The organism is Exiguobacterium sp. SH3S1, assembly GCF_004337105.1.
Classification (GTDB): domain Bacteria; phylum Bacillota; class Bacilli; order Exiguobacteriales; family Exiguobacteriaceae; genus Exiguobacterium; species Exiguobacterium aurantiacum_A.
On record NZ_SJUW01000001.1, the window covers coordinates 478,440 to 498,036 of the forward strand.

General features: G+C 48.8%; 19 protein-coding genes. 4 read left to right on the forward strand and 15 right to left on the reverse strand.

All coding sequences use genetic code 11. The features are described from left to right. Positions 1–16 precede the first annotated feature (16 nt). From EVJ26_RS02425 to zapA, 13 genes are all read right to left on the reverse strand, one after another. Complete coding sequence (locus EVJ26_RS02425; protein ID WP_131469669.1) at positions 17–1,555, reverse strand: hypothetical protein; 1,539 nt, start codon at positions 1,553–1,555, stop codon at positions 17–19. Positions 1,556–1,682: 127 nt separating this feature from the next. Next, on the reverse strand, positions 1,683–1,940 hold the full coding sequence (locus EVJ26_RS02430) for a hypothetical protein (protein WP_070327754.1): 258 nt from the start codon (positions 1,938–1,940) through the stop codon (positions 1,683–1,685). Between the two features lie 8 nt (positions 1,941–1,948). After that, positions 1,949–2,392, reverse strand: coding sequence for a hypothetical protein (locus EVJ26_RS02435; RefSeq protein WP_131441021.1), 444 nt, complete (start codon positions 2,390–2,392; stop codon positions 1,949–1,951). Between the two features lie 13 nt (positions 2,393–2,405). Then, positions 2,406–4,763: a DEAD/DEAH box helicase family protein gene (locus EVJ26_RS02440; protein ID WP_131469670.1), complete on the reverse strand. Its 2,358-nt coding sequence runs from the start codon at positions 4,761–4,763 to the stop codon at positions 2,406–2,408. Next, positions 4,756–5,085 (reverse strand): nucleoside triphosphate pyrophosphohydrolase, encoded by a 330-nt coding sequence (locus tag EVJ26_RS02445; protein ID WP_131469671.1) that lies wholly within the window; start codon positions 5,083–5,085, stop codon positions 4,756–4,758. The genes EVJ26_RS02440 and EVJ26_RS02445 overlap by 8 nt, the downstream gene beginning before the upstream one ends. Positions 5,086–5,104: 19 nt before the next feature. Continuing rightward, positions 5,105–7,657: an ornithine cyclodeaminase gene (locus EVJ26_RS02450; RefSeq protein WP_131469672.1), complete on the reverse strand. Its 2,553-nt coding sequence runs from the start codon at positions 7,655–7,657 to the stop codon at positions 5,105–5,107. A 377-nt stretch (positions 7,658–8,034) separates the two neighbouring features. Then, complete coding sequence (locus EVJ26_RS02455) at positions 8,035–8,238, reverse strand: hypothetical protein (RefSeq protein WP_131441029.1); 204 nt, start codon at positions 8,236–8,238, stop codon at positions 8,035–8,037. Positions 8,239–8,472: 234 nt separating this feature from the next. Further along, on the reverse strand, positions 8,473–9,285 hold the full coding sequence (locus tag EVJ26_RS02460; RefSeq protein WP_131457540.1) for a bacteriochlorophyll 4-vinyl reductase: 813 nt from the start codon (positions 9,283–9,285) through the stop codon (positions 8,473–8,475). Positions 9,286–9,504: 219 nt separating this feature from the next. Further along, on the reverse strand, positions 9,505–9,921 hold the full coding sequence (locus EVJ26_RS02465; RefSeq protein ID WP_131457486.1) for a DUF350 domain-containing protein: 417 nt from the start codon (positions 9,919–9,921) through the stop codon (positions 9,505–9,507). Positions 9,922–9,928: 7 nt separating this feature from the next. Next, complete coding sequence (locus tag EVJ26_RS02470; RefSeq protein ID WP_131468602.1) at positions 9,929–12,283, reverse strand: endonuclease MutS2; 2,355 nt, start codon at positions 12,281–12,283, stop codon at positions 9,929–9,931. Further along, on the reverse strand, positions 12,284–13,993 hold the full coding sequence (gene polX, locus EVJ26_RS02475) for a DNA polymerase/3'-5' exonuclease PolX (protein WP_131469673.1): 1,710 nt from the start codon (positions 13,991–13,993) through the stop codon (positions 12,284–12,286). Positions 13,994–14,062: 69 nt separating this feature from the next. Further along, complete coding sequence (locus EVJ26_RS02480) at positions 14,063–14,599, reverse strand: CvpA family protein (RefSeq protein WP_131457492.1); 537 nt, start codon at positions 14,597–14,599, stop codon at positions 14,063–14,065. A gap of 8 nt (positions 14,600–14,607) precedes the next feature. Further along, a complete protein-coding gene (gene zapA, locus EVJ26_RS02485) occupies positions 14,608–14,829 on the reverse strand; it encodes a cell division protein ZapA (protein WP_016508139.1) in 222 nt (73 codons plus the stop codon). Positions 14,830–15,039: 210 nt separating this feature from the next. Between zapA and EVJ26_RS02490 the strand changes: the two genes are divergently transcribed. The 3 genes from EVJ26_RS02490 to EVJ26_RS02500 are packed head-to-tail and all read left to right on the forward strand — an operon-like array spanning position 15,040 to position 16,764. Further along, complete coding sequence (locus EVJ26_RS02490; protein WP_131457494.1) at positions 15,040–16,254, forward strand: dicarboxylate/amino acid:cation symporter; 1,215 nt, start codon at positions 15,040–15,042, stop codon at positions 16,252–16,254. Positions 16,255–16,290: 36 nt separating this feature from the next. After that, positions 16,291–16,524: a GNAT family N-acetyltransferase gene (locus tag EVJ26_RS02495; protein ID WP_255569956.1), complete on the forward strand. Its 234-nt coding sequence runs from the start codon at positions 16,291–16,293 to the stop codon at positions 16,522–16,524. A gap of 42 nt (positions 16,525–16,566) precedes the next feature. Continuing rightward, a complete protein-coding gene (locus EVJ26_RS02500; protein ID WP_236634136.1) occupies positions 16,567–16,764 on the forward strand; it encodes a hypothetical protein in 198 nt (65 codons plus the stop codon). A 33-nt stretch (positions 16,765–16,797) separates the two neighbouring features. Here the strand turns inward: EVJ26_RS02500 and EVJ26_RS02505 are convergent, their stop codons facing one another. Beyond that, the gene (locus EVJ26_RS02505; RefSeq protein WP_131457498.1) at positions 16,798–18,111 is read right to left on the reverse strand and encodes a murein hydrolase activator EnvC family protein; all 1,314 of its coding nucleotides are present in this window, start codon (positions 18,109–18,111) and stop codon (positions 16,798–16,800) included. 294 nt (positions 18,112–18,405) lie between these two features. Further along, entirely contained in the window at positions 18,406–18,924 is a 519-nt protein-coding gene (locus EVJ26_RS02510; RefSeq protein WP_131457500.1) for a VanZ family protein, read from the reverse strand. A gap of 160 nt (positions 18,925–19,084) precedes the next feature. Here EVJ26_RS02510 and EVJ26_RS02515 point away from each other — a divergent pair, with 160 nt between their 5' ends. Beyond that, the gene (locus EVJ26_RS02515; RefSeq protein WP_070327773.1) at positions 19,085–19,561 is read left to right on the forward strand and encodes a glutathione peroxidase; all 477 of its coding nucleotides are present in this window, start codon (positions 19,085–19,087) and stop codon (positions 19,559–19,561) included. The last annotated feature ends 36 nt before the right edge of the window (positions 19,562–19,597 follow it).

The window sequence follows — 19,597 nt, forward strand, 5'->3', positions numbered from 1 at the left end:
TAGAAGCGGCTGTTTATTATATACCGAGAATGGCGAACGATACGCCGACGACACCGATGAGCGCCATCGCGTAAACGGGTACGCGCGGCATCTCGCCGTTGTTGTCGAGTGCTTTCCCGAACATGAAGAACACGATCGGATGCACCAGGAACGGCATCGAGAAGATGAGCGGGATGAGAAGCGATGCCTCTGTCCCGAACATGCCACCTTGGACCGCTGCGAAGAGGCCAAAGTGTGAGATGGCTGACGATTGCGCCATCGTCGTGTAGTCGAATGCGATCGTGCTGAAGCTGAGGATGACGAGACCGCCGAAGACGGCCATCATCTGCCAACCGAACGAGAACTGCATGAGCGCCTTCACTTCTTTGAAGTCCTCACCGTTCGCACCGCGCAAGTTTTTAAGCGCGAGTGCCGTCAAGACGAGACCGACCAAGACGATGATCGCCGTCGGCCAGATCCAAAGCGCCCCGTTGTCGGCACTGACTGCCAAGATCGAGAACACGAAGATGTGACCGAAGAACGGGATGTTGATCATGATCGGCGCACGTTTTGCCGCCACTTGACCGAAGTCACCGGCCGTACATGCACCTGTGAGACCACTGTGCGACAGCGAACCGGCCATACCTGGTGCGAGGTTACGGATGTGCCCCGTGCGTGCGAACCACATGAGGAGCGCGATCCCACCGAACATCCAGAACAACTGACCGAAGAAACCGTAGACGAGAATCGAGTTCATGCCTTCAATGGCGAAGGCGTCACCGATCCGCGAACCACCGACCATGAAGTTGGCCGCCAACACGACCGGGATACCGGCGAACAAGAGCGCGCGGACGGTCGGTCCGTACGTCCAGTTTTGGAAGATGGCACCGAGTGCTGATGACAAAAGCATCGCAAAGAAGATTTGCGGCAAGGCGATGACCGGTTGAACGGCCATGGCGATTGCGTACGAGATGAACAAGATGACGAGCAGTAACGCCGTCTCGATCAAGCCCTTCTTCATATAAACGTGCTTGTCGTCGATTTGTGCCTTATGGTCGATCAAGAGGAACGATGCCGCGAGACCGATCAACGCGAGGATCGGGTAGTAGAGCGTGATGCCCTCTGCCGTTCCCGGTTGGATCATCATGCGGAAGAACCCTTCGAGTCCGACGAGCAAGAAGAACGAACGAACGATGAAGATGAACTGTGTCCGCCCTGTTCCGAGGAACATCTCTTCTGTCGACGGGACGACGATGTCTTTCATCTCGAGCGCTTGCTTGCTTAAGATTTTACGAAGCTCTTGCCCACCGACGAAGAATGAGACAACGAGCGCGATGATCGTCGTCCGCGAGAGGAAGTCGACGAGCGGGAACTCAGGGAGACCCGGTGTCGCGATGCCCATTTCGACCATGGCGAAGCCGAGGCCGAGGCCGAAGATGACGATGACGAGGATTGGTGAGAACCGTGAACCGGCCACGACCATCCGCGATAAAATGACCATCGGGATGATGAAGGCCACAAGTAACCAGAATTGGTTGAGTAATTGCATTTGCGATAATTGCTGAACGATTTCCATGAAGTAACCCCTTATACATTTTTTTCACACTGTTTCGAAGTTTACAGGATTGAACATTCTGTGACAAGGGGGTGTGACGTATTGTAAACTTTGAAAGCGGAACCAACTGAAATGGTTCCGCTTTCGGTTAGGTATTCGGTTGGCGAAGGCCCCAGATGCCTTTATTTCCCGTGGCATAAAACAAGTCATCTTTGCCATTGAAGCTGGCTGAATCGCTCGAATGGGCGCGAATCTGTTTGTTGACGTGAGCCTTCCAATCTTTGTAGCGATCGAGCTCGAGTTGATAATACGACTTTTCGATATAGTCGTAGATTTCTTTCAATGACGCCGTCCCACCGTAGTGCTGGAGGGCGAATTGGATTTTGCGAAGTAGTGCGCGTTTCAAGTTATCCCTCACCTTTCACTATATACTTCTAAATACTCTTCAAACTTTTGTTCCACTACGTTAATAATTCTATCAAGAGCCGCTTTGCCATCAATACGATATTCTTCCCTCACATAAAACATATTATCAACTAATTCAAAGGGTGGAGAAATATTGCTTATTCTAGTAGAAGTAGTCGATAGATACTTTAATGGGAGTGTTCTTAAATGTCTTTCCACTTTTGCTTGTGAAAAAGGAGTTGTAAAGTCCTTACTTATATTCTTGAGAAGATAAGTACTGTGTTGTTTGCTAACCAAATCATAATAAGGTCTTGCGAGTTCAGTTATCGATATTGGAGCATGCCAATCCTCATAACCTCGCTCTAACATTATCTTCAGTACGTTCATTTTGTAAGGTCCCTGCCTATCGAACTCATCTATGTACTGAATTAATTGCTTAAGTCGATCTTCCATAATCATGCCATCCTCACTCTGAAGCTTTCCGACTGAAGTAGTGATGCAGTCGAACTTCAACGATTTGACTGACCCATTCGTAAACCAGAGGATGAGCATACGCTTCGTTTTGCTCGATATGTAATGCTTCCTCAGACACAAAAAACGGTCCTTTAGCTATTTTATCAAATGGCATCCGTAACAGTAACTTTTCGATTCTTTGCTGATGGAACGGTGATTGGAAGTCTTTTGTCTGCCCATCGATTTGTTGACGGTACGGGATTGCATTGATGAAGTCATAAAACGGCCGAGCTGCCTCGTTCGCTGAAAGTGGTCCGAGCCATCCTTCTAGCCCACGGTTCAACATGAGCGATAGCACAATCATCTTATAACTCTTCGTCATGTCGGTGTATTCAACTTCGACTAACAATGATTTAGCACCTTCGGACAGATGACTTTCTTCCTCTCCCAACTCACTAATTCGATTCAAGAAACCGAAGTATCCCCCGTCTTTCTTCCATAGAGAGCGATAGGCGTCCATCGAGTACTCGCCTCGTTGAATCAACTCCATATAACTAGGTCGTCTTCCAAGCTCCTCTTTCACCATGAAGTAGTTCCGTTCTAACTGCTGCTGGCGGGTTGAAGATCGAGTCACCATCCGCTTCAACAAATCGATGGCATGCAAATCAAATTCGATTGTGCATCCATCCGGTAAAGCGTCTTCTGTAGGGAGTGCCTTGACAATCGATTGTCGTTTTGTCGTCAAGAGCGCCAACTTCTTGTCGATGTTCTTGTAGTTCCCGATCAAATCAATGATGGTGCAATGCGTCTTCCCGCTCAACAAACGGAGTCCTCGACCGATCTGTTGCGTGAAGACCGTCAACGATTCGGTCGGACGGCAGAACAACAACGTATCGATTTCAGGAATGTCTACGCCTTCATTGAACAAGTTCACCGCGAAGATGATATCAAGATGTCCTTGCTTCAATTGTTTGATGACGTCCGCTCGGTCATATTCGGTCTGGCTATGTAAGGCGACGGCTTGAACGCCTTGGAGGCGGAAGTAGTCGGCTAAATATTCGGCTTGAGCGACCGAAGAACAGAATCCGAGCGCACGCGTCTGGTGATGCATCTGCCACGCTTCGAAGATTTTTTGAGCGACACTTTCCTTTAACTGTTCAGCCAATAGTTCGTCCTGGTCATAACGGCGACCATTGATCAATCGAATTTGCGAATAATCGATTTCATCATAAATGCCGACATAATGAAACGGTGTTAAGTAAGATTCTTCAATCGCTTCAGTAAAGTGCATTTGATAGGCGACATTGTCATCACAGAGAGCGTAAACGTCTCCCCCATCCAGTCGGTCCGGTGTCGCCGTCAATCCGAGCAAGAACTTCGGCTCGAAATAGTCAAGGACGCGGCGATAGGATGGTGCGGCCGAGTGATGGAATTCGTCGACGATTATCAAATCGAACTGATCAGGCGCGAACTGTTGCATCCGATGTTTCGAGGCCAACGTTTGAATCGACGCGAACAAGACGTCCGCTGTCGTTTCCCCTCTCGAGTCACCACCGAGCAATAATCCCGTTTTCCATTCAGTCGAGACTTTCTTATAAGAAGCCTCAGCTTGAAGCAGAATTTCTTTTTGATGAGCAATGAAGAGCACCCGTTTGAACTGTCGAGCGAAGAAGGCACTTAAATATGTCTTCCCTAAACCGGTAGCGAGCACGAGCATCGCTTTCCGTCTGCCCTCTTCTATCGTTTCACGTAACGCCTTTAAGGCGGCATCTTGGACGGTGTTCGGCGTGATCGTGTCGTCCTCGATATATACCGGAGTTGCCTCTGCTACTTGTTCAGCTTCCTTCATCCGCTCTTGCCGGGCCATATACTCTTCGCGATAAGGCTGTAACGAGATTGGATTCATGATTTGAGCATACTCACTATAAAACAGCTCGTGGAAAGCGTCGACCGATTGCTCGAACACGTCTTCTGAGATGCTTGCCGGAATCTCGACGTTCCATTCAACGCCTTGATTCAAGGCACTGTGCGACAGATTGGACGAGCCGACAAAGAACGTTCCGCTCTCTTCAGTGCGGAACAAATAGGCTTTCGGATGGAACGATTGACCATTCGAACGATAAAGTCGCAGCTCAACCCCATCGATTTCCATGAGCATCTCGAGCGCATCTGGGTTCGTCAAATAGAGGTAATCCCCAATCAAAATACGGACTTGGGCACCGCGCATGACCGCCATTTTAAGTGAAGACGCAATCTCTTGAACGCCCGATACTTGTGCAAACGCGACGACCATATAAATTTCAGTCGCCGCGTCGATTTGATTCTGTAATGGAATTCGTAAATGACTGGTGTACAGACGTAACTCACTCATGATCTAGGACCTCTTCCAAGAAGAGACCTTTTTCGAAACCGCCCCGCTTCTCGCACTTCTCTTCACGGATGCGATTTAATTCTTCAATACTCGCGCCGTGCATCTTCCCGAGTGTATAGACGAGTTCTAAAATGTCGGCAAGTTCTTCCAGTGATTCTTCGTCGATGTTCGTCTCTTCGTACTCTTTGATTTCTTCATAGAGCTTCAAGCGTGCTTGTTCAAAATGTTCAGCTTGATTGAGATGTTTGACGACAGGGATTTTCCCTGCTTCATGAATAATTTCAGGGATACGGTCGCGGACTAGTTTATTGAATTGAGACATTGAAATCACTCCTTATTATTTAATCTATCCTATACCCTTCGATTAAATTAGATTTTTGAATAATAAGTAGATTTTGTTCCTCATCAAATCTCGTCTGGTTATATAATAATAAATCACTAAACAATTGACTATTTAGTATACTACCTTGTTCGTTAAGGGATGCCACATAAAATTCTTGATTATTTCCACTAAACCATACATATTTATTAAGATTTTCTAACCAAAAGATATCGTTTAGGACAGACTTTGGCGGAGCTGATATTCTCCAGTTTGTCTGACCATTATCTAAACCATATGAGGTTATATCTTCCTTTGAAACAACTATTAAAGTTTCAGAGCCAATGACAGTTTTTATTGCAGCACTTTCAGTCTTAACTACCCATAATTTATTTAAGTTGGAATCATATCTAATAAGAGTCTTATTACCAACCCTAATCAATAGGTTTTCTTGATCAGTAGTATATGCCTCATATATCGCTGCATTAAGTTTAAGCTCAAGTTCACTTTCTCCGCACCGACATATATATTTCTTTTTATCGATTCTTCTAAGTGAGAAATTATTTATATCTATATCGTTTAATCCAGCCCCAAAATCATTCTGTACCTGATTTTTATCAAGTTGCTCTCCCAATTCCCATTTGCCTGTTCTAACTTTATAAAGCCTGTAAATCCTTGAATCCTCACCACGTTCCGTCGAAAATGTAATAATCGCTTCTTCATGTGATTGAAAATCAATATGAAAACCATGTGCAGGAGCTTTAATTTCCCCTTCATTTCCCCCATCTTTATTGAGTAATACTATATATCCAGGCTCGTATGAAACATTATCTTTCAAAGGTACTCCTATAAATAATTGTTCGGAATCAGGACTTAAAAACACCGAAAACAGATAATTGTAGAAACGTTTTGACCATAGTTTATTTTGTTGAAAGTCGTAACATACTAAATCTTGTGCATCAAATATTTTTTGCCTTTCCTTTTCGTCTTTCACATTCTCGTATACTTTTCTCACATCAAAATCCGGTCGTTCGCTGACGAAAATTCTCCGGTTTTTGAAATCCACAATTCTCGTACCAAAGGCTTCATTTTCATCTGCCCTTTGCAGGCTCCATATTTCCTTAAAAGGGACTGTTTCTTTAATTTCTGGAGCAATGCCATTTAACAGTTGGTGATTTTCGTTTTCATTGTCATTCACTTCAATTTTTTCGAAGATAGTCCATTGTTGATTAATCGGAGAAAGCCATAAGTAACCGGCTCTGTCGTGTTCACCGTCAAAGAAGATAAGATGTTTTGAAGATGTAAATAACTCCATACCAGGATGACCTGTGGTTCCTACTAGTAAGTCACCACTCAGTTTATCGAGTTCGTATAATCTGTTATCTTTACAAACAATAAGATACTTAGAGAGATTAGGAATGTTAGATATAGTCCATGCTTCCTTCGGCAATTTGGCACTATACTCATAATATCCGTCCCTATTTAACCAGAAAATCTCGCCAGTTTCGAAGGAAAGAATGAGCTTTTCATCCAACCATGAAATAAATCTTCCTTTTTCTTTAAACGTATATGTCCAAACTAGCTCACCACTTGAATCCCAACCAGTGACTCTTCCTTCACTCTCTAATATAAATATCATATCTGTTGATGGATCATGAGCAAAACCTGTGAACGGAGAATTAAAAGTCAACCTCTTCATGTTAGACATAAACGATTCAGCTAGTTCACTTGCTATTCTCCCTATTGCTTCATCCCTATCTTTTGGTGGGGTAGATAGAGATTTTTGGGTTTCTTCATGTTTACTCCTCAATTCACCTTCTTTTAATTCCGAAATAGCGATTCTCGCTTTTAATTCTCCATCTGGAGTAATTCGATAGAGTCTATCCATACTAGAAACAAAAATATCACTGTAATCCGATGATACCTTTAAATGATAAGCAGTGACATGTACCGCTCTAAACATAGTCTGCATAGGTGGTTCAATAAAGTTTATTGCCCATTTTAGTTCACCATCTGCGCCAAACATATACAATTCACCAGGGCCTTCATACGTTTGTCTTGTCCCTATTAACCAGTAGTTGTCACCCACAGCACTTGAAAATGGCTGCCATGAAAAATTGTAAATGGAAGCTTGAGCCGTTTCTAAATTAATGTGAGCTATTTTGTTTTTATCTCTTAAAATAACATTCCTGTTATTTGCATCTACGATTGACATTTTTTCAAGTGGAGTATCTTTATATATGATTCGCTTTATTCCCTCTTTATTCACAATTTCAATCGTATATGCTGCATATGCGATAATCTGTTCTTCAGTTTTAAATAAAAGACGATATTTCTTCTTAGAACGTTTATTGAATCCGATTAACTTGGGGTCCACTTTATTAACCGAAAAAAAACTAGACCAACTTGCATCGGTTTCTGTTACTAAATCTAGGGAGTGTTCCTTTTTAAATAAATGTTCATCTACACTTTTATAATATTTATTATTAGCGATCATTCTTATTTTAACTTTTTTTGTTGCTAGAACCTCAGTAGAAGATACAAATAAATTCTTAATGGATTTAAAAAAGCCCAAAAAAATCACTCCTCATTCATTTTTATTTTTCTGGGGTCTTAGTTTTCAACGTGACCTTTTTAAGTTCTACTTGAATATATCATGAAGTCCGTATCACCTATACGAACCCATCCACATTTCCTGTAAAATCATCCATTAATTTGCTAAAATTAATCTTCTTCCATTCAAATATAGCTACACTTATCTACATGCCCTATTCAGAAACAGAAATTAGAAGCAGGATCAGACAACTTGCTAACACTTTTATTATCGCTTTCAATTGAAATTATTTTCGTCAAACGTAAACACATCATTTACTTGTGTTATAGTTCTCCGTAGTTAATGTTAAATTTGAATCTTATTCTTTCACTCCACTTATGTTTCACCATAGCTGCCTCCTACTCCACAATCTCAAACGCCTTCACATACACGACATGATCAAGGAAAATGATCCATTCATCCTCGAACTGGACGAAGCCGTCCGAAGCATGCCGGAACGACTGATAGATGGCTTCAAGTGCCGCATAACGACTATCTGCCTCGACGACTTGCGTCAACACCTCATCATTGATCATGTGGAATTCAATTTCGAACTGTTTCATCGTCCTCACTCCTTCTTTTCATTCGTGGTTGCGCCATATCCCTCCTACTCTTTTCCCTATTCCGAGCGTTTCTCCTCCGTCACCAAAACGAATATTCAAAAACCATTCTACATAGCATCCATACGTTCAACTAAAAAAAGCGACATCTACAAACGTCACTTTTCCTAAACCCTATTTTGCTTGGAGTGCTTCATGCACGACATTCAGGCATGACCCTTTCGAAGTTTGATCGGCTTACACTCGACCTTCTAACACGAGAAAATCCACATCAACGATATCAGGGTTTTCTCGCTTCATTTCTTCAAAGCTCGTGACGAACTCATCGTAAGAAACGTCGATGTTATCTTCAAGCGCATTCACTAATCTGTGTCCCATTTGAGTCATAGATGAATAGGTAATCCACCCCGAAATGACCCCACCCGCAATCGGAATAATCTTGGAAACACTTTGTGCGAACGTTTTTTTCGTGAGCTTCACCCCGACATATCCCCCCATTTTTTTTAAAATCGGGTAGTAAATCGTTTTCGTTAACGCTTTATTTGGAATTTTCGTTAACGCCTGCTTTGATAGCTCCGACGATAACACTTTGATTGTCGCCGTCGCTCCTCCGACTCCAAACATCACGCCTAAAAATAAAATCAAATCACCGCTCACTCGCTCAACATCTAGTTGATCTCCATCCCAAAAATCCTCGTACCCGTACAAATAGCCGATTTCTTGCGCCAAGCGGAGCGCCACTCCAAAAAATTGAGCAGTGTCGGCTGGTACCGTCGCCGCCATCGCAATCCCACCCGGCACCCCGGCTACAAACGAAGCGGACGTACTTTTAAAGGTCCGATCCATGACAATTTTCTTCGCGACCCGTCTGACCATTTCTTGAGAAACGTTTGCTTGAATCGGTCCTCGTTCAAAAATTTCGGTTAACTGGGGCGAATTCACTTTATTACTGAAGCTTTTCACTAAAAATTCTGCACGATTGACTTTTACACCCGGTAACTTTACAGCATTCGTCACTAACAACTCAAAAAAATTTACTCCGTTCGACAATGGCCACACCTCTTTATCCTAAATTCGTTACATCCTATCTCTATATCATTCCCTTGTACACCTACTTTATTCCCAAATCAATAGTACGAAAAAAAGAGCACCGAAGCGCTCTTCTCCCGTTTATTCACTCAATAAAAGACAAACCATAGCACCGCTGCCACTAAAAACAGTCCGGCCCCGATAAAGAGAATCTTTGCCAATCGTTCGTATACCATGTCTTCACCTCACCAACGCCGCGCCGACGACGAGCGAGACCCCGATTGAGAGCATGAACGCGAGCAAGCCGACCGCGATATTGCCTTTCCCGATCTCCTCGTTCACTTTGAGCGACGGCGTCAAAAATTCAAACAACCAATACGTGACGAGCAGTAAGAAGAAGCCGAAGCTCCCCCCGACCAAGACGTCAATCATCCGCTCGTGATGGCTCTCGACGACACGGAAGATGTTGGCCAGGCCGACGACCTTGCCTCCGGTCGCGAGCGCGACGGCGATATTCCCTTTTTGAACCTCGCGCCAGTTACTGTACGGCGTCGTCATCTCGAAGATGGCGAGCCCGACGACGATCATCAGTCCGGCGATCGTGTACAGGCCGAGCGATTCGAGCATCACGCCAAACGTTACGTTCCCCATCATCATGCGTCCCTCACTTCAATTCGACGACCGTGACCCCGAGTCCACCTTCACCCATACCACCCGGGCGCTGACTCTTCACGTGACGATGTCCTTTCAAATATTCTTGCGTCGCTTGTCGCATCGCGCCCGTACCGAGCCCGTGGATGATGCGGACGTTGTCGTATCCGGACACGAGCGCCTCGTCGATATATTTGTCTAGGCGCGAGAGTCCTTCTTCGACCCGAACACCACGAAGATCGAGCTCCGACTTCGTCGAGCTCTGGCGCTTCAGCGAGCTGCCTTTCGACTGGAGTCCTTGTTCTTTCGATGGTCCGACTTTTTGAAGGTCGTCCGCTTTGACGTTCACTTTCATGATCCCGACTTGGACGTTGTACTCGTTGTCGTTGATCTGGTTCACGATATACCCTTTTTGGTTGAACGTCGTCACTTTCACTTCTTCGCCTTTACTGAACGTACGTTTTTGTTGCGCTTTTTGTTTCACTTTTTGGATTTTTTTATCTTGGAGCGTCGGTTTCGCCGATTCGAGCTGTTTCTTCGCGGCGATGATCTCGTGCTCTTTGACGATGCCTTCTGCGCGTAGCTTCTTCAACCGGTCGATGACTTCGTTCGCTTCCCGCTTCGCCTTCTCGACGGCCTTCTCGGCACGAGCCTCGGCCTCGCCGTACATCACGTCGCGTTCGGTCTCGAATTCACTCATCTTCGCCTCGAACGCCGCTTGCTCTTGTTCGAAGTCGTGACGTTTGATGATCAATTCTTGCTCGAGCTGCTCGGCGCGTTGTTTCGCCGACTCGAGCTCGTTGATCATCGATTCGACCGACTCGGCGTCGGTGCCGACGTGGCTCCGCGCCTTATCGATCACTTGTTCGGACAGACCGAGGCGTCGGCTGATCTCGAACGCGTTCGAGCGTCCCGGCACACCGATCAACAAACGATACGTCGGGCTGAGCGACTCGATATCGAACTCCATCGAGGCGTTGACGACACCGTCCCGGTTATAGGCGTACGCCTTCAACTCAGAATAGTGGGTCGTCGCCGCGACGCGGGCCCCACGCCGCTTCACTTCATCGAGAATCGCGATGGCGAGCGCGGCCCCTTCTTGCGGGTCAGTCCCGGCACCGAGCTCATCGAATAGGACGAGCGACATGAAGTCGACCTTGTCGAGCATGCTGACGATGTTCGTCATGTGCGAGCTGAACGTCGACAAGCTCTGCTCGATCGACTGCTCGTCACCGATGTCGGCGTAGACGGCGTCGAACACCGAGAGCTCTGTACCGAACTCGGCCGGTACGTAGAGCCCTGACTGGACCATCAGTTGCAGTAACCCGATCGTCTTGAGCGTGACCGTCTTACCACCCGTGTTAGGTCCGGTGATGACGAGCGACGTGAAGTCTTCCCCGAGCTCGACCGTGATCGGGACGACCTCGTCTTGCGGGATGAACGGATGACGCGCCTGCTTCAGTTTGATCTCGCGGGCGTCGTTCAACTTCGGCTCCGTCGCTTTCAGTTGATGACCGTACGCGACTTTCGCGAACACGAAGTCGAGTTCGGCCAAAACGTCGAGGTTTGTCACGACGGAATCGGCTACGCCGCCGACGAGATTTGACAGTTCGGTCAAGATGCGGTCGATCTCCGAACGTTCTTTCAAGCGGACTTCTTGGATCTCATTGTTGATCGAGACGATTGCTTGCGGCTCGATGAAGAGCGTCTGCCCTGACGCCGACTGGTCGTGGACGATCCCGCCGAACGCTTGGCGATACTCTTGCTTGACCGGGACGACGAAGCGGTCGTTCCGGATCGTGACGATCGCGTCTGAGAGCATCTTGGCGTTGTTGCGGAGGATGTTGTCGATCCGCGAACGGACACTGCCTTCGTAACTGCGGAGTTGCGTCCGCAGACCGCGCAGTTGCGAGCTCGCCGAATCTTGGACCGTACCTTGGTCGTCGATGGCGTGACGGATCGATTGCTCGACCTCGATCAGCTTCGTCAAGCGCTCGGCATATTCGTCGAGGCGCGGGATTTGGATGTCTTCGTTGTCCTCGTGCAACTTCTCAAAAAAGTTCTTCACTTGGCGGCCGCTGTACATGACGGCGGCAACGGCGAGTAGTTCGCTCGTCGAGAGCACCGAGCCGATGGCGGCCCGTTTCACTTCGGCGCGAACGTCTGAGAGCCCGCCGAGCGGCAAACGGTCCCGGAGCCGGACGACCTCGGTCGCCTCGCGCGTGACGTTCAAGTTGGCGAGTACCCGGTCGTACGAGTAGTCGGGCTGCATGTTGAGCGCCCGGTTTTTCCCGAGCGAGCTGGCCGCATGCACGGCGAGCTGTTGACGTAACTTTTCATATTCTAATACGCGTAACGCGTGATCCATCTAGCATGTTCCTTTCTGTCGCTTCGCGTCGAAGAACGCTGTCGCTTCTTCGAACGTGAGGCAGTTAATAATGTCTGACGGTTCGAGATAGGCTTTTCTTGCGTGCAAGACGCCGAGTGCCATATCTTCCATCATATCAGGGTGGTGGGTGTCGGTGTTGACCATCAGTTTGACACCGGCCGCCTTCGCTTTCTTCAGCGTCGAGGCGGTCAAATCGAGACGGTTCGGGTTGGCGTTCAGTTCGAGCGCCGTCCCTGTCTCTTTCGCGAGGGCGATCAAGCGCTCCTCGTCGATCGGGTAGCCGTCACGACGTCCGATCAAGCGTCCGGTCGGATGGGCGATGACGTTGACGTAAGGCGAACGGCAGGCGTTCTCGAGCCGCGCCATGATCTCGTCGACACCTTGGTCCATCTTCGAATGGATCGAGGCGACGACGTAGTCGAGCGTCGCTAAAAACTCAGGCTCGTAGTCGAGCGTCCCGTCTGGGCGGATGTCCATCTCGACACCGCGCAAGACGTGCATATCGTGTTTTTTCGCCGCGGCAAGGATCTCTTCCGCTTGCGCTTCTAATCGTTCCTCGGTCAACCCATTGACGAACGACATATACTTGCCGTGGTCGGTGATGGCGATCCATTCGTAACCGCGCGCTTTCATCGCGGCGACGAGCTCATCGACCGTCAGCTTCCCGTCCGACCAGACCGTGTGCATATGCGCGTCGGCCTTGATATCGTCGAGCGTGACGAGCTTCGAGATGTCGTACTCGAACTCAGCGTGCCCTTCTCTTAGCTCCGGAGGGATGAACGGGAGGCCGTAGCGTTCGAACAGCTCCGCTTCCGTCTCCGGCTGCCACAGGCCGTCCGCGGTCTCGACCCCGTACTCGGAGATCGACTCACCCTTAGCTTTTGCGAGTTGGCGCATGCGGACGTTATGGTCTTTTGAGCCGGTGAAGTGGTGGAGCGTCGCCGCGAAAGCACCGGGCTCGACCATTCGGAAGTCGACCGACACCATCTCCTCGCGCTCTAAGACGAGCGACACTTTCGTCTCACCGGCTGCGATGACTTCATTGACGAACGGGAGCGCGAGCAGTTTGTCGCGTAAAGCGACAGGCTCCTCGGTCGCGATGATGAAGTCCAAGTCTTTGCACGTCTCCTCGGCCCGGCGGAAACTGCCCCCTACCGAATGCCGGAGGACGAGCGCCTCGCCTTCTAACACCGTGTTGATCTCTTCTACGACCGGGCGCATCATCGCGTACGACAGGCGTTCCGGACGGGATTCCAAGTTCCGTGCTGCTGCGAGCAACTTCTCGACGCTCTTCGTGCCGAAGCGCGGCAATTCTGACGCCGTGCCGTCTTCCAATACACGGATGAGCGACTCGAGGTCGACGACGCCGACCCCTCTTAGCTGAGCCAGTTTCTTGCCGCCGAGCCCTTGAATTTTGAGTAGCTTCATCAAGCCGTACGGAATCTCTTCTTGAAGCGACTCGAGCACCTCGCTCCGTCCCGTCTGGCGCCATTCCTCGAGTACAGCTGCCGTTCCTTTACCGATACCTGAGATCGTCGTCAAATCATCAATGTCGTCGAGTTCGAGCTCGGTGTTCTCGAGCGCCGTCGCCGCTTTACGAAACGCGTTGATTTTGAACGGGTTCTCACCCTTGATCTCCATATATTGCGCGATTTTCTCTAACAGCATCATCGCCTCAACTTTATTCATCGTATTTCCCCCTTTTTCATACAGAAAAGACCGAGACACAAGCGCTTGCTTGCATTCCGGCCTGTCGTGTCACAGCATCTTATTCGAGAACCAGTCAGATAGGTATGGCGTGTCCTGGATGATGAACGTCGCGAGCGACGAGTTGTCGACCGCATTTTGGACGCCCGCCATCGGGACGAACGCGATCACCCAAAGGATGAAGAACGTGATGACGTATGACTCGAAGAATCCGAGCACGGCACCGATGATGCCTTTCAATTGGCGCAAGATCGGCAAGTCCGTCAAGAAATCGAGCATCGACAAGATGAGATGCAAGACGAGCTTCGTGATCAGGAACAAGATGACGAACCAGAAAACGTTATAGAATATCATCTCGATGCCTGACAGTGAGTTCAAGTCGAGCACACCGCCCGGTAACGTCCCGTCAAGTTGTGACGGATATGGAATCCAAAGCTTGAACGCTTCGGCGAGATCCCGGTAATAGGCGTTGGCGACAAAGAAACTGATGATGAGCGCGACCCAATGGCCGAGCTGGAGGATCGCTCCACGGCGGAAGCCGTTAATGATCCCGATAAACAAGAAAAACAGTATAAGTAAAGTAACCATGGATTGATTTATTCTCCCGTATTTCGTTTAGTTTTGACGTGATCGCTCGCAATCTGGATGGCGGCGAGGACCGCTGCCTGACGAGCGTCTAGCTGAGGGGACTGTTCACGAATCTCGCGGATTTTACTATCGACGAGAAAGCCCACTTCCCTCACATGATCGGCTGACTCCTCGCTAACAATCGTATAGTCTTGCCCCGCAATGTGAATCGTTGTTCGTTGTACCTGCACGTGTCACCCCTCCTTTACGTCTGTTCAAAATTAATCATAACATCGTTTGTATATTAGGAAAAGGAGAAGACCCCTTCCTTTTTCCCGCTAACATTTTGTGATACCCTGTTCAGAAGTTGTCAAACGTCAATCTTCAGTAAAATTCGAAGATAGGCTGGCAACACGCAGGGAAATGTGCGAAAATAGCAACAATTCAAACATTTAGAAAGGATGATTTATTTGAAATTAAGGATTGGTCTTCTAGGCCGTATCATCATCGCTATCGCTTTCGGGATATTAGTCGGTAGCATCGTACCAGAAAGCCAGAACTGGATTGTACGGACGTTCGTCACGTTCAACACGGTCTTCGGACAATTCTTAGGCTTCGCCATCCCGCTCATCATTCTCGCCTTCATCATTCCAGGTATCGGGGAACTTGGAAAAGGCGCCGGGAAACTAGTCGGCTTGACGGCCGCGATTGCTTACTTATCGACGATCGTTGCCGGTACACTCGCCTACTTCGCGACGAGCAACCTATTCCCACAGATCTTAGCACGCAGCACGGCATCAGCTGAAAACCCAGAAGAAGCACTCTTGAAAGGTTTCATGGAGTTTGAGATTCCACCGGTATTCGGTGTCATGACGGCGCTCATTCTCGCGTTCGTCATCGGAATCGGGATCGCCGCGATCGAGAGCAAACGCTCACTCGACCTCGCCATGGACTTCCGCGATATTATCGAACTACTCATTAGTAAAGTCATCATTCCATTTTTGCCGATCCACATCGCCGGAATTTTCATGAACATGACGTACGCCGGCCAAGTTGCCGAGATTTTGTCGGTGTTCTCGCTCGTCTTCGTCACGATCATCGTCCTTCACGCGACGATGCTCATGATTCAATATTCAATCGCAGGCGGGCTCAATAAAGAGAATCCGTTCAAACTGCTCAAGACGATGATGCCAGCTTACTTCACAGCTATCGGCACACAGTCGTCAGCCGCGACGATCCCGGTCACGCTTCGTCAGGCAAAATTGAACAAAGTCGATGAAGGCGTCGCCAACTTCGTCGTCCCGCTCTGCGCGACGATCCACTTATCAGGCTCGACGATCACGCTCACATCAGTCGGTGTCGCCCTCATGTACTTGAACGGCATGCCGATGTCATACGCGATCGTCCTCCCGTTCATCCTCGCCCTCGGCGTGACGATGATCGCGGCGCCAGGTGTTCCTGGTGGGGCCGTCATGGCATCACTCGGATTGTTCGGGTCGATCCTCGGATTCGATGCGACGATGCAAAGCCTCGTCATCGCGCTCTACTTGGCGCAAGACAGCTTCGGTACGGCGACGAACGTCACAGGTGACGGCGCCATCGCCAAAATCGTCCATTACTTCAAACGCAACACGAACTTGCTCGACGACGCGAAAGCGCGCGAAGACATCGCTTAACGAGTTACGAGCTAGACAACGGGCAGGCCTCACGGTTTGCCCGTTTTTCATACATATACAGAAAGGGTGTCTTTCGTTTACACGGCTCCTGCGAAACGCGGAAACGGATACGCCCGCAGTCTCGTCGCCGAGCTCAGTCGCCGATTGCTCGAAACGAAATCGTTCTGCACGCTCTACACCGATTTGACCAACCCGACGTCAAACAAGATTTATCAAGAAGTCGGCTACCGGCCGATCATGGAATCTTCGTGGATCCGGCTCGCTAGATGAATCATCCCGCCTCCCCTATACTAATAGGTGGAGGCGATTTTTATGAGGAACTGGTGGAAGCAAATCCCGAAACGAGTCCGTTCGGTCGTGTCGACCGTCTTCGTCGGCTCGATCGTTGCCTACATGCTGATCGTCGGTGGCATGAGCGTCTTCGCCGACCCGAATCTCGACACGCTCTTGCTGAGCGTCATCGGGGCCGCCTTGCTGACGTTTATCGCTTATCAGGCAATAAAAAAGTGATCGACGCGTTCGTCGATCACTTTTTGTATACGTTTAGAAGAATGAAGCTGGGTTGACCGTGCTGCCCGCGCTCGAAGACGAGTACGAGTAACCGCCACGGTGAATCTCGAAGTGCAAGTGCGAACCAGTCGAGTTACCTGTGCTACCCATGCCGCCGATGTTCTGACCTTGCGAGACACGTTGGCCAGCCGATACCGACACCGAGCTCAAGTGAGCGTAGACCGTCGTCCAAACTTGTCCGTTCAAGACGTGCGTGATGATGATGTGGTTCCCGTAGGCGCCGCCCCATCCTGCCGTCGTGACCGTACCTGTTTGCGCTGCATAGATCGGTGTGCCGACCGGTGCCGCGATATCAAGACCGTTGTGGAACGTATAACCGTTCACACCACTTGCAGGTCCAAAAGGTTGTGTGAGACGGCCGCTAGCAGGGCGTTGGAACATGCCGCCGCTTGCCGGTGCCGCCGCTACAGGTGTTGCCGCTGACGCGCTCGGCTTGCTTGACGAACCTTGTTGCTTTTGTTGTTTCGCTGCTGCTGCAGCTGCCGCCGCTTCCGCAGCCGCTTTACGTTTCGCTTCTTCAGCCGCACGACGTTGTGCTTCGATTTCTGCCTTGATTGAAGCTTCTTGTGCTTGGAGCGTTGATTCCATTTCTTTCAAACTCATCAATTTCGATTCGAACTTGATTTTCTCAGCGTTGAGCTTCTTGACTTTAGCCGCCCGCTCTTTCATTTTCTTGTCGAGTGCTGTTTTACGTGCTTCAAGTTCTTGCTTTTGTTTAACGAGAGCGTCGCGCTCGGCTTTCAATTCAGCCTGTGCTGTCGCAAGCTTTTCTTTCGTCGCCTGGTACTCTTCAAAAATCTGCTTGTCGTTCTCTTGAATCGTACCTGCTGTGATCATACGAGTAAGCAAGTCACCGAAGTCTTTTGATCCGAAGATGAACTCAGCCCAGTCGATCGACCCGCCGCCGTTCTTTTGCATCGTTGCCATGCGCTCTTTCATAAGTTCTTCTTGTGCTTTCATTTTTGCTTCATACTGCTTGATTTGTTTTTCAAGCGCGGCAATTTTTTCTTGCGTAGCACGGATCTCAGCTTTCTTTTGTGCGACGTCGTTGATGACGTCTTGGAGTTCAGCGTCTAGCTTATTGATTTCTTGCTGCTCTTTGCTGATCGCTTTTTCGCGTGATTGGATCGAAGAGTTCGCTTTGCTCTGCTCAGTGCTATTCTTTTGTTGCTGCTGTTGGACCTTTTTTTGCTTGTCTGTAAGTGACGCTGCAAAACCAGGTGTCGTGCCGCTGATTAGAAGAGCGCCTAAAGTGACGGTTGCTGCAAGTTTCTTCAAGTTAATCAATGTGCTTACCTCCGCTGAGTCGTGTGAATTTCTATAGAATAATAGATGAATGAGTTCTGTATAGTTTTGCGAGAATCCGTCTCGCCCTGTGACTCATTATAGCAATCTAAACCCAAAGTTATTTTACACTTATATTTCATTCGCGTTACATTGACCTGATTTAGGTTTTATCCTCGCTAAAACGTGGGTATTTAACGGGCTCAATCAACAAATTGTCACAAAATATGAATTTAGTAAAAAAGAAAAACGCTTTATGAAAGCGCTTTTCAAATAATGACCTATACTATTTTTTATCTACCTGACCGATACATAACCTCTCCGTTGGTGTTTGTTACGCTTTCTGACGAACAGATAATAGCCACCGAAGAGCAGGACGCCACAACAAGCGCCGAAGCTGTCTAATACGACATCTTGAATGAGCGGGGTGCGTTCCGGGGTCAGACTCTGATGAAACTCATCAAAGATGGCGACCGTGTTCGCGAGCGCCCAAGCGAACAACAACACGAGCCACGCGTTCAGTCTCGTCCGCGACACGGCTTTGACGAACAACGCACCTAAGGCAAAGAAGACCGTGAAGTGTGCCGCTTTCCGAATGAGGAATTCGATCAAGCCGGCGCTTCCTTTGTCTTCGAGCGAAACCGGGCTGCCGGCGTAGTCGAAGTCGACAGTCGAGAGGATTGGTTCGGCCCACGTCCAATCGAAGCGATCGAGCGGTGAGACAATGCTTTGGTCTGAGTACGGCGTCGCACTCGAGACGAACAAGCCGATCAGGATCAACGCGATCCAAATGAATTCATTTTTCAATATGTACATAACACCTTTCCTTTCTACACCGATTCATTATACGGGTTCCGTTTGATTTCATTGTAACAGCGACCTCATCGTTTCGTGACAATTTGATTGCGGACAACCGCTTCAAAGTCGTTCGCGATCGAACGGCTTGCTATAATGAACATAAAAAAGGGGGAATCAGATGATGATCTATCAGTACGAAGCAGCCGACATGAGCGGCAAGCTACAGCCTTTATCCAAATACGAGGGGGACGTCCTCTTGATCGTCAACACGGCGAGCAAGTGCGGCTTCACACCTCAATTAGACGGCCTTGAAAAGCTATTTGAGCGCTATCAAGGTCAAGGTTTCCATATTCTTGGCTTCCCGTGCAACCAGTTCGGCAACCAAGACCCGGGCTCGAACGAAGAGATCAGCGAGTTCTGTCAATTGAACTACGGCGTGACGTTCCCGATGTTCTCGAAAGTCGACGTCAACGGCAAAGACGCCCACCCGCTCTTCCAATACTTATCGAAAGAAGCACCTGGCCTGCTCGGCTCGAAAGCGATCAAATGGAACTTCACGAAGTTCCTCGTCGACCGGAAAGGCAACGTCATCGAACGGTTCTCACCGCAGACGACACCGGACGAGATCGAGCGAGCGGTGAAACGCCTGCTCTGACCGCTAAAAAGGATGGTCCGCCCCTCTAGGGCAGAC